Annotated in this window: 14 protein-coding genes; 5 read left to right on the top strand and 9 right to left on the bottom strand. The window is 60.5% G+C overall.

All coding sequences use genetic code 11. The features are described 5' to 3' along the window. Positions 1-93: 93 nt before the first annotated feature. Positions 94-489, top strand: a complete 396-nt coding sequence (locus ABSL23_RS15360) for a hypothetical protein (protein WP_353634409.1) — start codon at positions 94-96, stop codon at positions 487-489. Here the strand turns inward: ABSL23_RS15360 and ABSL23_RS15355 are convergent. Further along, positions 481-1,503, bottom strand: coding sequence for an AAA family ATPase (locus ABSL23_RS15355; protein ID WP_353634408.1), 1,023 nt, complete (start codon positions 1,501-1,503; stop codon positions 481-483). The genes ABSL23_RS15360 and ABSL23_RS15355 overlap by 9 nt on opposite strands. A gap of 200 nt (positions 1,504-1,703) precedes the next feature. Between ABSL23_RS15355 and ABSL23_RS15350 the strand changes: the two genes are divergently transcribed. The 3 genes from ABSL23_RS15350 (at position 1,704) to ABSL23_RS15340 (ending at position 5,025) form a co-directional block, all read left to right on the top strand. Next, a complete protein-coding gene (locus ABSL23_RS15350; RefSeq protein ID WP_353634407.1) occupies positions 1,704-2,510 on the top strand; it encodes an AAA family ATPase in 807 nt (268 codons plus the stop codon). A 63-nt stretch (positions 2,511-2,573) separates the two neighbouring features. Further along, positions 2,574-3,800: an AAA family ATPase gene (locus ABSL23_RS15345; protein ID WP_353634406.1), complete on the top strand. Its 1,227-nt coding sequence runs from the start codon at positions 2,574-2,576 to the stop codon at positions 3,798-3,800. Then, entirely contained in the window at positions 3,793-5,025 is a 1,233-nt protein-coding gene (locus ABSL23_RS15340) for a hypothetical protein (protein ID WP_353634405.1), read from the top strand. The genes ABSL23_RS15345 and ABSL23_RS15340 overlap by 8 nt, the downstream gene beginning before the upstream one ends. 4 nt (positions 5,026-5,029) lie before the next feature. On the opposite strand, the gene ABSL23_RS15335 is transcribed toward ABSL23_RS15340, so the two are convergent. The 6 genes from ABSL23_RS15335 to ABSL23_RS15310 all read right to left on the bottom strand — a co-directional run bounded on the left by ABSL23_RS15335 (position 5,030) and on the right by ABSL23_RS15310 (position 12,160). Next, a complete protein-coding gene (locus ABSL23_RS15335; protein ID WP_353634404.1) occupies positions 5,030-6,013 on the bottom strand; it encodes a hypothetical protein in 984 nt (327 codons plus the stop codon). Between the two features lie 314 nt (positions 6,014-6,327). Continuing rightward, on the bottom strand, positions 6,328-6,543 hold the full coding sequence (locus ABSL23_RS15330) for a hypothetical protein (protein WP_353634403.1): 216 nt from the start codon (positions 6,541-6,543) through the stop codon (positions 6,328-6,330). A gap of 210 nt (positions 6,544-6,753) precedes the next feature. Next, positions 6,754-8,145: an FAD-dependent oxidoreductase gene (locus ABSL23_RS15325; protein ID WP_353634402.1), complete on the bottom strand. Its 1,392-nt coding sequence runs from the start codon at positions 8,143-8,145 to the stop codon at positions 6,754-6,756. A 171-nt stretch (positions 8,146-8,316) separates the two neighbouring features. Then, on the bottom strand, positions 8,317-9,030 hold the full coding sequence (locus tag ABSL23_RS15320; RefSeq protein ID WP_353634401.1) for a bacteriorhodopsin: 714 nt from the start codon (positions 9,028-9,030) through the stop codon (positions 8,317-8,319). After that, positions 9,027-11,300, bottom strand: a complete 2,274-nt coding sequence (locus ABSL23_RS15315; protein WP_353634400.1) for a methyl-accepting chemotaxis protein — start codon at positions 11,298-11,300, stop codon at positions 9,027-9,029. Before ABSL23_RS15315 ends, ABSL23_RS15320 begins: the two co-directional genes overlap by 4 nt. A gap of 101 nt (positions 11,301-11,401) precedes the next feature. Beyond that, the gene (locus ABSL23_RS15310) at positions 11,402-12,160 is read right to left on the bottom strand and encodes a Nif3-like dinuclear metal center hexameric protein (protein WP_353634399.1); all 759 of its coding nucleotides are present in this window, start codon (positions 12,158-12,160) and stop codon (positions 11,402-11,404) included. A 155-nt stretch (positions 12,161-12,315) separates the two neighbouring features. Between ABSL23_RS15310 and ABSL23_RS15305 the strand changes: the two genes are divergently transcribed. Then, positions 12,316-12,882: an amphi-Trp domain-containing protein gene (locus tag ABSL23_RS15305; protein ID WP_353634398.1), complete on the top strand. Its 567-nt coding sequence runs from the start codon at positions 12,316-12,318 to the stop codon at positions 12,880-12,882. On the opposite strand, the gene speB is transcribed toward ABSL23_RS15305, so the two are convergent. Further along, positions 12,883-13,701, bottom strand: a complete 819-nt coding sequence (speB, locus tag ABSL23_RS15300; RefSeq protein WP_353634397.1) for an agmatinase — start codon at positions 13,699-13,701, stop codon at positions 12,883-12,885. It lies immediately after the preceding gene. Between the two features lie 3 nt (positions 13,702-13,704). Next, a complete protein-coding gene (locus ABSL23_RS15295; protein ID WP_059057471.1) occupies positions 13,705-14,085 on the bottom strand; it encodes a translation initiation factor IF-5A in 381 nt (126 codons plus the stop codon). Positions 14,086-14,167 lie beyond the last annotated feature (82 nt).

The raw sequence follows: 14,167 nt of genomic DNA, 5'->3' as shown, positions 1-14,167 counted from the left end.
CGTTTGTATCGGGAGAAGGCAAGGGAATTTCGGCGGCTAGCGAACACGGGCCAGGAGTAACTGGTTTCCTGTTCTTTCTATCTATTACTTGGTGTGGATTACTACGAAGACTCGTCGGGTTTTGATGTGGAAGATTTTCTGGAGGATTCGGGTCGTCGGCAGGAGCAGCGATTAGAGAAGGAGCTAGAGAGGATTAAAGAGCAGCTGGATCAGCGGTATCAGTTGTTTCAGGAGTCCCTGGAGGAGTTGACGTCAAGCCTTGAGCAGGCCGTCGATGAGTTGAATGAAGAGTATCAGAGCTTCTTTTCAGGCCAATCTGAGGAACGTATACAGAATTTGAAGGGGGAGATCGAGGAGTTCTATCGTTTGATCCGGGAGGAGAGGCAGAGTCATTGGAGTGATCGGCAGCGTTTGGAAAAGGAGAGAAGAGAGATATTACGTGAGCTGGAGGAGTTGGAGGAGCTTGATTCGGTTTCTGACCTACTGTAGACTGGCAAGCCGGATCTCCCGTGTTTTCCCTTTTTCTCCTCCGTAATGGTAGTCGGCTGAGATCAGGTTGAGCTGTTCAAGTTGTTTCAGGTAGTCGCTGATCCGACGGCCTGACAACGGTTTGCTGCCTCTTTCTTCGGCGATTATCTCGTATCGGTTGTAGATGCTTCCGGTGTTGATGACCGGCCCGGATTCTTGGGAGAGTTCGGTGATTGCCTGGTAGAGGATTTTGTGGTGTTGAGATAGTGGTGATAACTGATTTTCGACGTAGAGACTGTATGCCTTCTCCTGAAGCCTTTTGACTAATTCTTCGGTGACGACATCGTCGGCGTTGTTGACTGCAGTTCTGAACCAGGTGAGCGCATACCCGGTGTTCTGTGTTGAGGAGGCGATGTAGGTCAACGCGGCTCGGTGTACTGTCCGAGGTTTCAGGCTTTTCGAGGCCCGGTCAGCAAGGATTTCATACGTCTGTTCTCCGGTGTATGGTTCGAATCCGATTCTCTGTGGTTGCAGGGTGCTGTATGTCCGTGGTTCGACTTGTTCTTCGAGATCCTGGTGGTTGGCCGTGATCAGAACTAGACCAAGGTTGCCGTTGGTTTCTAGACGGGAGAGAAAGTACAGTAGGTCGTCTCCATCGTTGAGAAGGAGGAAGTCTAACTCATCTAGTACGATGATGGTTTCGACGGCTCCGGTTCGTTCCTTGATTTTTCTTTGTAGCTCGGAGGTGTGGTGGCCGGTTCCGATTGATTCTCCGGTTAGCTCTGAGTAGATTTTCCGTAGGGCCTTGTACTGAGTGTCGTATTCGATGCAGGAGAGATAGCAGATCTTTGCTTCAGCTTTCTCTAGAGTTTTCTTGGTGAGATGTGTTTTCCCGGTGCCGCGAGGTCCGTGTAGATGTATATTGTGTAGCTGTTTTGCAGCCTGGGTGAGCTGTTGGGTTTCGGTGTCTCTGTTGGCTACTTTTTCAGGGACGTGGCCTTGTTCAAGTGGTGTTTCATCGTTGGCGAGTTCCATATTGGTTTAGGAAAGGTGGAGTGTTACGGGGGTTGAGCTTCACCAGGTTTCGTATGAGAAAATTGAGTGGAACTGATTTTGATATAGTCTTGGTTCCAAGCGAAACGGGGTCCGGGGAAGCAATATTTCAAGATAGGTGAGCTACTACAAACCATATATTCTCCAACAAGTTTTGGGGAGAGGGGGTTGTAACTCGAAGAATGTTTAATGAGACTTCGGAATCTGGTAGCGGCGTACTCCGGTCTGAATCCTACCTGACGACGGATTACTTGCCTGACGAACCGGTGGGTAGAGAAGCTGAAATCAATTCGATAGCTGATGCTGTCCGGCCTTTAGCCCGTAGAAAGAAGCCAGATAACTTGTTGGTGTATGGGCCGGCGGGCGTTGGTAAGACCACCTGTGTCAAGCACGTATTCGACCGGTTGGAGGAAGAAGCAGGCGTCAAGTCGGTGTACATCAACTGCTGGCAGTACAACACGCGTTCCTCTCTGCTTACAGAGCTCTTGATCCAGCTCGGATATCCAGCACCTCGGAAAGGAAAACCAGTAGACGAACTACTATCGAAAATCCGCGAATGGATGGACAAGAACCGTGGAGTAGCCCTGGCTCTCGACGAATTCGATCAACTGGAAGATAGGACTGAGGTGATCTACGACCTGCAGATGCTGAACGAGGAGGCCGAGAACTCGCTGGGAATCGTAATGGTATCCAACCACCATCCATCAAAGGTCCAGCTAGATCCACGTAGTCGCTCCCGCCTCAACTGCCACACACTCCAATTCAATCCATATGACACACCACAACTAATCAACATCCTGGAACAACGAGCAGAACAGGCCTTCAGACCCGGAGCAGTACCCGACGAAGTAATCAAAGAGATCGCGGAGCAAGTCGCAGAAAACAGCGGGGACTGTAGACAAGCCCTTAGCACACTACTAAGAGCAGGAAGAAAAGCCGATAGAGACAACGCAACAAAGCTAAGATCTGGCTATATCCAAGATGGCTAATCTCAGCAGTAAGGTTATGAATTTCGGGTATGCACGTATTATGTAAATCGGTGTCGTAAATTTATGCCTGACAATAATGTTGCCACTGTGAAGTCTGTTTTGGAGGATTCTGGAGAGTTAATCGTCATCTTCGATAACCAGAACTCATTCATAGTCGAGGATTCCACAGGGGAGGAGATCTCTGCTGGGGATATTGTCCGCATAGATGAGCAAGTCCAGTATGCGACCGATTTAGTCAGAGAAGGTGGCTATGATACAGGGAATCTGGTTGGGGTAGTAAAGCGACAAACATCTGAGAGAGTTGTTGTTCAAACCGAAAACACCCATATTGGAGTTCCTAATCCTGAAGATGAGGACATCGAAGAAGGAGACACCGTCGAATTAAACGCCGCCGCTGGAAGAATTCTAAGGAAAGTCGAAGGTGTCGATCCTCCGTCCTTCGAAGCTCAAGAGGAAGAATTCGATGTTGACGAGTACAAGACAGAAAATCCAGGTGACTCCTTCGGCGATATTGGTGGTCTTGAGGATATCAAGGAGAGAGTGAAGGAGGTAGTGGAACTCCCGCTAAGCAAGGGGGACGAGTTTGAAGAGATCGGTGCTAAAGCTCCTTCTGGAGTTCTATTTTATGGCCCGCCAGGTACTGGAAAGACAATGTTTGCTCGTGCAGTTGCTAATAGTCTTGAGGAGGGTACTTTCTACAATATCAAAGGCCCCGAGATACTGAATAAGTGGTATGGAGAAAGCGAGCGGCAACTACGTCGAATTTTCGAGGACGCAGGAGATCAGGAAGGAGCAGCTATAATCTTTATTGACGAGATTGAGAGTATAGCGTCATCCCGCGAGGGTTCACGAGATGTGGACCGACGGCTCGTAGCTCAGCTTCTCACTTTGATGGATGGATTTGAAGACTATGATAATGTGAGTGTGATAGCTGCGACCAATCGGCCGGGGGATATTGACCAGGCGCTTTTGAGACCAGGAAGGTTTGACCGTGAGGTTGAGTTTCCTTCGGAGCTGCCAGTAAGTGACCGGGTCGATATTTTGGAGACTGTTGCAAACTCTGAAGATATGAATGTGGCTGATTCCGTGGATTTTGAGGTCTATGCTGAGAAGGCTGAGAAGTGGACTGGTGCTGATCTAAAGCGCCTGTTAAATGATGCTGCTGTTAATGCTATTAGGGATGAACGTACGGAGATACGAACCGAGGATTTAGAGCTTGCATTTAGGAGAATTGAGCGGTCTCGGAAGAAGAAGCAGGAAAAGGTTCAGGCAGGTGAGGACGATGGTTAGTCTTCCAAGTTGGGTACCGTTTTTCGGATCTTCTGAGGATGAAGATCTCACGCTAAGGGAATTCATATATTTGGATGAGGTCAGTGTTGTTAGCCTCTTAGCTTCGCTAACTCGTGAGATTACGGAATCGCGGACAGATACGGAGACCTCAGAACGTCAGCGAAGAACGAGATTCCGTCTTCGTGCGTTCACATCGAAAATTCCTGGGTTCGGTGGAACGCGTGAACATTTGAACATAAATCGAGATACTGAAGAGGTAGTTAGAAAGTCTGAGATCCAGTCGAAGTTTGATGAGTTGTATGGTGAGACGGCCGGCAAATTCGAATTGGGGCCTGAACAAGATGAGATAGATATCCCCGTTTCGGAGTTGGAAGAGGGCGGGGTTATGGAACTTGATATTGAGTTCTCTGCACACGAGCTGTACCATTTCTACAAGGCGTATCAGTATCTCTTTGATGTGTTTGAGGAGCATGTAGAGGAGATGGATCAGGAACAAAAGCAGACTGTTGAATTGATGGGGTCGCTCTTTGGGGATCAAATTCCGGTGGTAGGTGAGGCAGCGAACTATAGGGTTGTTGATGATGAGATTCGGTCCTCCGATATGATCGATGAGGATTCGGAAGCCGAACCATTGGAAGTTGTAGGAACACTTGACCCCGATATGCTTTGGCAAGATCCGAGTACGTTTCTGTATGAGGAGAATCAATTTACGGCGTATGTTCGGGTGCCTGAAGCAGAATTCCAAGATGACTGGGACCCCGTTAAGCTAACTCGTGTGATTAGGAGTATTTCTGAGGATGTTGGTGATAAGCTGAGTGGTATGATTGAGTTCGGTCTGAAGCAGGCTAAGGAGGAGATAGATGACTCAGATTTGGAAGAAGGCGGGGGTTCCGAAGTCTTGATCTCTGAAGATCATAACGAGTATTTTGCCCGTATTGAGGAGCAAGGCGATATCGAGATTGACGGAGAGAGCAGGCAGGAATTTGTAGGGAGAGCAATTGCGGAGAGGGTATCGAGTGAAAGCGGTTCAGGGATGGAGACACGAGCTGAGGTACTACGAGAGATAACCGACCTGGTGGAGGATCAGGAAGACGTCGACTTGGACAGAGGAGAGCTTTCAGACCTTCGTATGGCTCTAACAAGCGATCAAGAGAGTCAAGATGTCTCTATTTCAACAGAGGGAGGGAAATATCTAGAGGTTAGCTTCGTGGCCATCTACTGGTAATATTCTAAAATAGCTCGTCGCTTAGCCGAAGAAGAGTCGACCGCACGTTTTCGACGTCTTGGCGTTGCAGTTCGCCGGATTTGTGGTGAGCCATCCAGCGTCTCTCTGCCTGGTTGAAGTTACTGAGTTTGCTTATGGTCTTTTGGCTGGCCGGAGTATCTTCTTCTAGTTCTTCAGTCAGGTCTGAGAAGTAGACAGGCCCGATTTCCCCGTTTTGTTGTTCTTCGACGAGGTCTTCGTCATCTTGCTGTATTTTATAGTAGAGGATGGTCCATTCGATGCCTTGGATGTAGCAAGAGAGGGCTGCATGAAGCAGACCCCGTCGTAGAGATTGATCGCCTTCATTAATGTATTTCAGAGCGGTTTTACCGTAGGAGTGTTCTTCAAGCTGGTCGATAGTTGTTTCACTTAACCGTGTATCCAGGGTTTCGGCTTCGGTGTATGGGCCTTGGATTGGTTCAAGTTCCAGACGGCCGAGTATCCGCTGTAGCTCTCGTTTGTTCCGGTCTACGATGTTATCGGTGTTGTAGCTGTAGTTCTCAGATAGTCGAAGTTGACGTGACTTTTGAAGGAGAGCTGGCGTGACCTCGACAAATAGATCGTATCCTTCGACTTCATCTCCGTGAAACGTTTTGAACCGGAATACAAAGCGGAATGGTATGTCGTCCGCAACCCGCTCTAATCCACTCAGGAATTTTTGCGTGTCCGTCAGTCTCTCACGGATGTCATCACTCCCTCCAGGCCCGATCTTCTCCTTTAGTTTATCCCAGCGAGATTTCTTTGGCTCAGGAGGAATTTTGACAAACTCCATTGTTCGGTCGAGAGTGACATAGGGAAGAGGTGCGTCGTCTGTAATGTATCCCTCTTCTCGCAAAATCTTAGTGAACCGGGTCTGAATCTGCCGCAGATTCTCTTCCGTCGGCTCTAGAGGGAGGAAGTACTTTGCTTTGACAATGAATTCCTCAGAATTTGGTTGGCCGCTCCCCATTATCTCAAATAGGCGTGACACCCCGAATACTAAATTTCTACCCACAAGATCAACCAGCCTCAGATACAGACCCCTCACTCGACCCGGAAGTAGAACAAGAAGCTCAGAGCTTTAACTTCTAAAATACTGTTTATAACCCCGTTAGACTCTAGTGCAAAGAGCACGTTGAGTCTAACGTTAGTTATGAGGCCTCGGCACTCATAGGGCTCGTCGTCCCGCGGGAGCCACCCCGGGTCGGCCCGGTTGCGTCGTCATCGGCCACGTGGCGGTACTGGAGCCACGGACAAGAGGATTCCGAGCGCGGGCGCCGCCGGTCAGACGCCGTCGGGCATCGCGTGGTTGGCGTCGTCGGCGAGGTTGCGGAGGCGGGCGGAGCCGCCGGCGTCGAACTGGGACTGGCACCGGGCGACCCACGACGCCGCGTCGTCGGCCGGCGGCGTGGCCTGCGCCGCCGTCTCGGCGGGCGTCGCCTCGGTCGGCGCGTCGGTGGTCGGGCTCGATTCGGTCGCGTACTGGGGGTGTGTGATCACGAGTGGGGTGTGTAGCGGGTCGGTCTGGAGGCTGTACGGCCGGAAGGAGTCACTCGCGTACAGGTAGGACCGACATGACGTGTCCCGGACTGCGACGCGAACTATAATAAAAGTTCCTGTACGTCTACGGGACGAGAGACGACAAACTGGCGGGCGTCGTGTCCGGGCGGCAGAAAACGGAGTCGAGCGGTGGGTCGCGGCGCAGGCGCGTCAGTCGTCGGCGGCGGCGCTGGCAGTGGCGTCGTCGGCGTCGGCGTCCGCGTCGTCGAGGCGCGGGAAGTTCCGGATGGTCGCGTCGCGGAACGCGTCCTCGTCGAACTCGTGGTCGTCGTCGAAGAACTCAAGCAGCTGCTCGGTGTCCCGCATCGCGTTCTTCAGGCACGTGGAGGCGCCCGGCGACGGCGTGATGTTGAAGATGATGCCGTCGCCCGTAATCTTGGCCTCCCCCATGTCCAGGGACTTCGCCTCGGTGTCCACGATCTGCGGGCGGACGCCGCCGTAGCCCTTCGCGCGCTCGATGTCGTCGAGGGTCGCGCTCGGCACGACCTTCTGGACCTCCGGGAGGAACGTGCGCTTCCCGATTTCGGGCACGTCGTAGACGAGGTTGCGGACGACGTACGGGAAGAGGATGCGGTCGGCGAGGATGTTCGCGTAGCTCAGGAAGGAGTCGACGTTCAGCCCGAACACGTCGAAGAAGTCGCCGACGGTGTCGAGTTCGCCGCGTTCGAGCGTCGGCACGAGCTTCGCGGTCGGCCCGAAGCGCGTGATGGAGTCGTCGTGGACGTCGGCGTCGCCGTGGACGGCGGCGAACGGGAGCTTCTTCATCTGGAGGGTGTAGACCTTCCCGTTGAGGAAGTCCTCCGCGAGGAAGAAGCTGCCCGCGACCGGCAGCAGGCTCATGTTCTCGCCGTAGCCCATCTGCTTGGCAATCTGGAGGCTGTGCGAGCCCGCGGCGACGACGGCCACGTCGCTCTCGAACCAGCCGGCGTCGGTCTCCACGAGGAACTCGTCGCCCGTGTCGTTGATTTCCTCGACTTCCGTACCGGTGTAGACATCGACGCCGTTGACCTCCTTCGCCTCGTCGACGAACGACTGGGCGGTCATCCCGTAGTCGACGACGTAGCCGTCCGGGGTCTGGAGCGCGAGCATCTCCTCGTCGGGGTCACGTCCCTCGACGACCTTCGGCTCCAGTTCCGCGATTTCCTCGCGGTCGATGGCCCGGAGCTTCGGGTAGAGGTCGCCGAAGCCCTCCTCGTGGTAGCGCTGTTCGAGCTTCTGGACTTCCTCGTCGCCGACGCCCAGCACCATCTTCGAGCGCTTGCTGTGCATCTCGCGGTCGGGGTCGGCGCCCTCGAGATAGCCGGCGAGCAGCTCCGCGCCCTCCTTGACGTCCTCGGCCTTCTCGAGGGTGTAGTTCGTCTCGATGTCCCCGAAGTGCAGCGTCTGGGAGTTGTTCGTGCTGTGGGAGTTGATGGCCGCAATCTCGTCTTCCTTCTCCACGAGCGCGATGTTCTCGATGTCCGTGAACTTCGCGGCCGTGTACAGCAGCGAAGCTCCGCTGATACCCCCGCCGACGATGAGTAGGTCGTATTCGTCTCTCATGGTTGTGGCTCCCGCGCGTACTCCGTACAGTTTCGTGGGTTGCGATTCGACTACTTAACTCTCCCTTTCTCCGCACGAGCGCAAGAATTTCGAAACGGCGAAAACGAAGGCTACAGGGCTTGTAGGAGTATTTTTCGCGATAAAGTCGCCACGTGACGAAGGGGTGTTTCGTCAGTCGTCGTCAGCCGTGGGCGCCGGGGCGGCGCGCTCGGTCGCGCCGACGACGCGGTCGATGGCGTCGGCGCCCAGCACCGCGAACGCGACGAACCCGACCTTGCTGATGAAGTCGAGGTAGACCACGACGATGGCCTCCATCTCCGGCTGGAGGACGCCGATTCCCGTGGGCGCGAGCAGCCACACCACCGGGTACAGCGTCCACAGCACGACCGTGAGGTTCCGCAGCGTCGTGAACGTCGCGTCCACGCGCGGGTCGGCGTCCTCGCCGAGCGCCGCCGGGAGCGTGCGCAGCAGCCCGTACAGGAGCGCGACGTACGCGACGCAGCCGACCGCGTAGAACGCCCACTTCTCGGGCGCCGGCGTCAGCGCCGCGCCGATGCCGGCCGCGATGACGACCACGTCTGCCACCACGAGCACGGCGTAGGTCCGCTTCCCGGGGCGGGAGAGCATCGCGAGGTACAGCACGAGCAGCGGCGTCGTCGCCAGCCAGTCGGCGTACCGCGCGAGCTGGACCGTGTAGCCGTTCACGTCGAGGCTGCCGACGCCGACCGCCATCAGCGCGTACGCGACCGCGGCGATGCCGGTGACGCCGATGAGCACGGCGTCGAAGCGCCGCCGCGAGGGGTTGTAGATGGCGTCGCGCACGGGCAACAGCGTGCCGAGCGCCATGCCGACCGCGCCGACCCAGAACCACGTCTCGGGCGTCACTGCAGGTCACCCCCGTCGCCGCGGGCGTCGAAGTCCGCGAGCAGGTCTTCGAGCGTGACCGCGCGCTCCGCGAGATTCGCCGCGGCGTCCCCGACCTCCGAGAGCGTCTCGGTCTGTTCGTCCGCCGCGTCCGCGACGTCCGTGGACTGCGCGGCGGTCTCCTCGCTGATGCTGGCGACCTCGTCGACCGCGGACGCGACCCGCGAGGCGGCCTCGGCCTGCCGGTCGGTCGCCTCCCGAATCTCGCCCGCGGCGGAGTCCGTCTGCGCGACGAACTCCACGACGTCGTCGAGGGCGTCCGCGGTCTCGTCGACGGTGGCGCGCCCGTCGGCGACGTGCTGGCTGGTCTCGCGCATCTCGTCGGCGACGTCGCTGACCTGCTCCTGTAAGTCCAGCAGCCGGTCCTCGACGTCCTGAGCGGCGGCGTGGGACTCCTCCGCGAGTCCCTTCACCTCGTCGGCGACCACCGCGAACCCGTCGCCCTCCGCGCCGGTTCGCGCGGCCTCGATGGACGCGTTCAGCGCCAGCAGGTTCGTCTGCTCGGCGATGTCCGCGATGACGTCGACGACCTCCCCGAGGTCGTCCATCTCGCCGTCAAGGGCGTCCATCGCGGCTGCCGCGGCCTCGGCTTCCTCGGCGACCTCGTCCATCGTCGCGACCGCGTCGTCGGCGGCGTCCTGCCCGTCCTCGACCGCGTCGGCGGCCTGTCCCGCGGTGTCGGCCAGCGACGCGACCGTCTCGGCGACCTCCTCGGCGCTCGCGGAGAGGTCGTCGACCTCCCCGGCGACCTCGTGGAGGCGCTCGGTCTGCTCGGTCGCGCCGTCGGAAATCTCGTCCACTGCGCCGGAGACGTCCGCGCTGGCGTCCATCGCGGCGGTCGCGCCGTCGTCCACGCTCGCGGCCGCGGTGGAGACGTGGTCGGCGAACGACGACGCGGCGGCGACGCTGTCCTCGATGTCGTCGAGCATCGCGTTCAGCGAGCGGCCGACCCGCGCCATCGCGTCGTGGTCGCGGTCGGCGTCCACGCGCCGCGTCAGGTCGCCGTCCGCGACCGCGGTCATCGCGTCGTCGTAGTCCGCGGCTGCGGCCTCCAGTTCGCGTGCGGTCTCTTGGGCGGACTGGCGGGCCCGCTCGGCTTCCTCGCGCTGGGCCTCGGCGTCCTCGCGGGCGGCCTCGGCGTCGGCCTTCGCGGCCTCCGCCTCTGACAGCGACTCGGACAGCGAGTCCCGCATCCGGCGGAACGACGCCGCGAGCGTCCCGAACTCGTCGTTCCGGTTGGTCTCGATGGTGGTGTCGAGGTCGCCGTCGGCCATCTCGTCGGCGCGCGCCGAGAGCTGGCGCAGCGAGACGACCGTCGTGGAGCCGAGCGTCACGCCCACGAGCGCCAGGCTCACCACGGTCAGGAGGATGAGCCCGACGACGCTGGACGCGACGTAGTCGCCGAGCGCGAACGCCTGACTCGCGGGCGCGTGGACCATCACGGTCCAGTCCGCGCCGGCGACGGGCGCCGCCGCCATCACGGTGCCGCCGTGGTTCATGAACGTCGATTCCGACAGCGAGCGCTCGAGCATCGACGCGCTGCCCTCGTGGCTCGCCAGCACCTGTGAACCATCGGTGTGTGCGACGTTCGTCCCCTCGCTGTTCACGACGACGGTGTCGCTCCCGTCCACGACCTCGCCGAAGCCGCCGGTGAGCTCGTTGACGTTCACCAGGTAGACGAGGCGCTTCTCGGCGGCGCCGTCCACGGGCGACAGGACGGCGACGACCGGGAAGTCGACGGCGTCGAGCTCGAACGGCGCGGTCACGGCGACGCCGTCGGCACTCTCGAACGCCGGCGGGTCCGTGGCGAACGCCGCGCCCTGCTCGCCGGCGTCCACGCCGGCTAGCTGGTCGCTGGAGCTCTCGACGATGCGCTGGCTGTCGGCGTCGTAGTAGCTGACCGCGGCGACGCCGTCGGGTAGCGAGTCGCTGGCGGCGAGCTCGTCGAGGAACGACGAAATCTGGTCGCGGTCCCCGGACGCCAGTTCCGGCCGCGAGGACGCCAGCCGCGTCTGGCCGCGCACGTTGTCGAGGAACGCGTCCAGTTGCGCGGCGCGGGCGTCCGCGGTCGCGGACAGCTCCGAGCGCACGTCCTCCTGTAGCTGGTCGTTGGTCTGCTGGTACACCATCGCGCCGACGCCGACGGCAATCGCGACGACGACGAGTAGGGCTACGGCGAGCTTCGCTCCGTAGCTCCCCCTGACTCGTTCGAACTGGCGGGCAATCCCCATCTTCCTTCCTCGGGTCACCGGGATACGACAAAAGGGTTCGCCCCCGATTTTCGCTCGTGATACTGTCTCGCGGCGAGGTTCGCCGGTTGCGGGTCGCGCGCTCAGAGCCCGGTCGGGTGGTCGAGGAACGTCGTCTCCACGCCCCAGTCGTCGGCGACCGACTGGAGCGCGCGCACGCCCAGCGTCTCCGTGGCGTAGTGGCCCGCGAGGAACACCGAGATACCGGCCTCCCGCGCCTCGTGGTAGAGCTTCTGCTTGCCCTCGCCGGTGACGAGCGCGTCCACGCCGTCGGCCTCGGCCTCCCGAATCCAGTCGGCGCCGCTCCCGGTCAGCACCGCCACGTCCTCGATGGTGTCCGGGCCGAAGTCAAGCGCCTGCACGCCGCCCTCGGGGTCGAGTTCGTCGTCGAGCGTCGCGGCGAGCTCGTCGGCGGTGAAGCCCGTCGGCGCGGTCCCCCGAGAGCCGAGGTGTTCGCCGGCGTGCGCGCCGAACGGCGCGCGGTTCTCCAAGCCGAGTCGGTCGGCGAGCCGCGCGGCGTTCCCGAGTTCCGGGTGGCCGTCCAGCGGGAGGTGGGCGGCGTACAGCGCGCAGTCCCCGTCCAACAGCGCTTGCACGCGGTCGTACTCGCGGCCCGTCACCGCGTCGATGCCACCCCAGACGACGCCGTGGTGGACGACCAGCAGGTCCGCGCCCCACTCGACGGCCGCCTCGATGGTCGCGGTCGCGGCGTCCACCGCGAACGCCACCCGCTCGATTTCGGCGTCCCCGGGGCCGACCTGCAGGCCGTTCGTTGCGGCGTCCTCGTAGTCGTCGACGCGCAATCGCTGGTCGTACTTCGCGACGATGTCCGAGAGGTCCATGTGCGAGTGCGCGGGCTCCGGGGACTTCTAGGCGTCGGCAGCGAGGCCGACCGAAGGGAGGCCTCGAATCGCGAGCGGCGAGCGGAGCGAGCCGCGAGCGCCCGACTGCCTCCACCGCTGCAACCGTTTAACACGACCGGACGCGTAGTCCCGTTGTGACACGAGACGACTACGAATCCGAAGTCACTGCGAGCCCCGAGGACGCCGCGGCCGTGCTGGGCGACGTGGCCGACGGCCTGCTCGCGGGGTCGATTCGACTCGGCGAGGGCGACGACGCAGTCGCCGTGGACGTGCCCGCGGAACTCTCGCTAGAAGTGGAGTTCGAGCGCGAGGACGACGAACTGAGCCTCGAACTGGAGTTAGAGTGGGACGACGCGGGGGACGCCGTCTCTACAGTCGAGACCGGCAACGAAGCCAGCGAAGCCGAAACGACCGACGAGGAGAGCGAAACGACTGGCGACGAGAGCGACGCCGATACCCCGGCCGACGTTCCGGACGTCGCCGACCGCGCGGTTCCGGTCGGGGCGGCCGACGGCTCGCAGTCGCTGGCGCGCTTCGAGGTGTTCGAGGACGCGGCCGGTGAGTTCCGGTGGCGGCTCCGCCACCGCAACGGCAACGTCATCGCGAGCAGCGGCGAGGGGTACACGCGCAAGCACAACGCGTGGAAGGGACTGCGGAGCGTGATGCGGAACGCGCCCGGAGCGGACGTCGTCGAGGAGTAGTCAGGCGTCGGCGTGGGCGTGGACGAACTCGCGGACGAGCTTCGCCGCGAGCGTGGCGGCCTGGCCGTCGTCGCGGTCGTTGACCTCCACGACGTCGAAACCCACCGACTGCGGCGCGAGCGCGCGAACGTGGTCGCGCATCGTCGCGGAGTCGAGGCCGAACGGCTCCGGCGTCCCCGTCCCCGGAGCGTACGCCGGGTCCGCGGCGTCGATGTCCACGGACAGGTAGACCGAGCCGTCGAAGTCGGGCGTCCAGTCGGCGGCGTCGCCGGGTTCGACGACCGTTACGTCGCTCTCGGTGGCGCGCTCCCACTCGGCCTCGTTGCCCGAGCGCGCGCCCACGACGACCGCTTCGTCGGCGACGTCGAGCGCGTGGCGGGTGACCGTCGAGTGACTGAGTTCGTCGCCGCCGAGTTCCTCGCGGAGGTCGAGGTGCGCGTCCAGCGCGACGAACACGTCGGGGTCAGCGGCGCGCACACCTGCGACCGAGACGGTGTGCTCACCACCGAGCACCACGGGCACGGCGTCCGCCCAGTGGACGTCCGTCAGGACGCCTTCGAGGTACTCCAGGTACTCGGCGGTGTCGTGCCACGCGTGGACGTCGCCGTGGTCGGCGACGTTCAGCTCGGAGAAGTGCGTCCCCGTCGCGGGGTGGAAGTCCTCGAAGGTGCGCGCGAACTTCCTGATGCGGTCCGGGCCGAAGCGCGCGCCCGGACGGAACGACGTAGAGACGTCCAGCGGCGCGCCCACGGCGACGTAGTCCGCGTCGTCGAACGGCGCGTCCGCGGACTCGTCGACGGGGCTGGCGCCGGGGAACATCCGTTACTGGAGAATCTTGCGCTTGTCCTCGAACTCGAGGAACTCGATGTTGTCGTCCGCCGAGAGGTCGAGGTCGGCGGGAATCTGCATCGTCACGGTCTCGTAGGTGTCGAGGTCCATGACCTGCGCGACGGTCTCGGACTCCAGCGAGACGACCTGGCCCTGCTTTCGCTCGATGATGGGAATCCAGACCTTCGCGTCGACGGGCTGGCTGAAGCTGCGCTTCTTCCCGTCGAAGACGCCCTCGGCCTCGACGCGGGCCTTCGCGCTCCCGTGCTTGCCGGGCTTGGCGGTGCTGTAGGCGTTGATCTGACACGGCGTGTCCTCGATCATCACGTAGTTGCCTTCCTGCAGTTCCCGGACTTCTGTCTGCTCTTTCGCCATACGCCCGGATTCACGCCTGCCGTGTATAAACGGTTTGGAACGCCGGCCGGCCGGGAGAGGCCCCCACACTCGCGGAGACGGC

This window comes from Halobacterium sp. NMX12-1, from assembly GCF_040435975.1.
Classification (GTDB): Archaea; Halobacteriota; Halobacteria; order Halobacteriales; family Halobacteriaceae; genus Halobacterium; species Halobacterium hubeiense.
The sequence above is the reverse complement of the archived record's forward strand: the minus strand, read 5'-3'. Positions and strand labels throughout refer to the sequence as shown.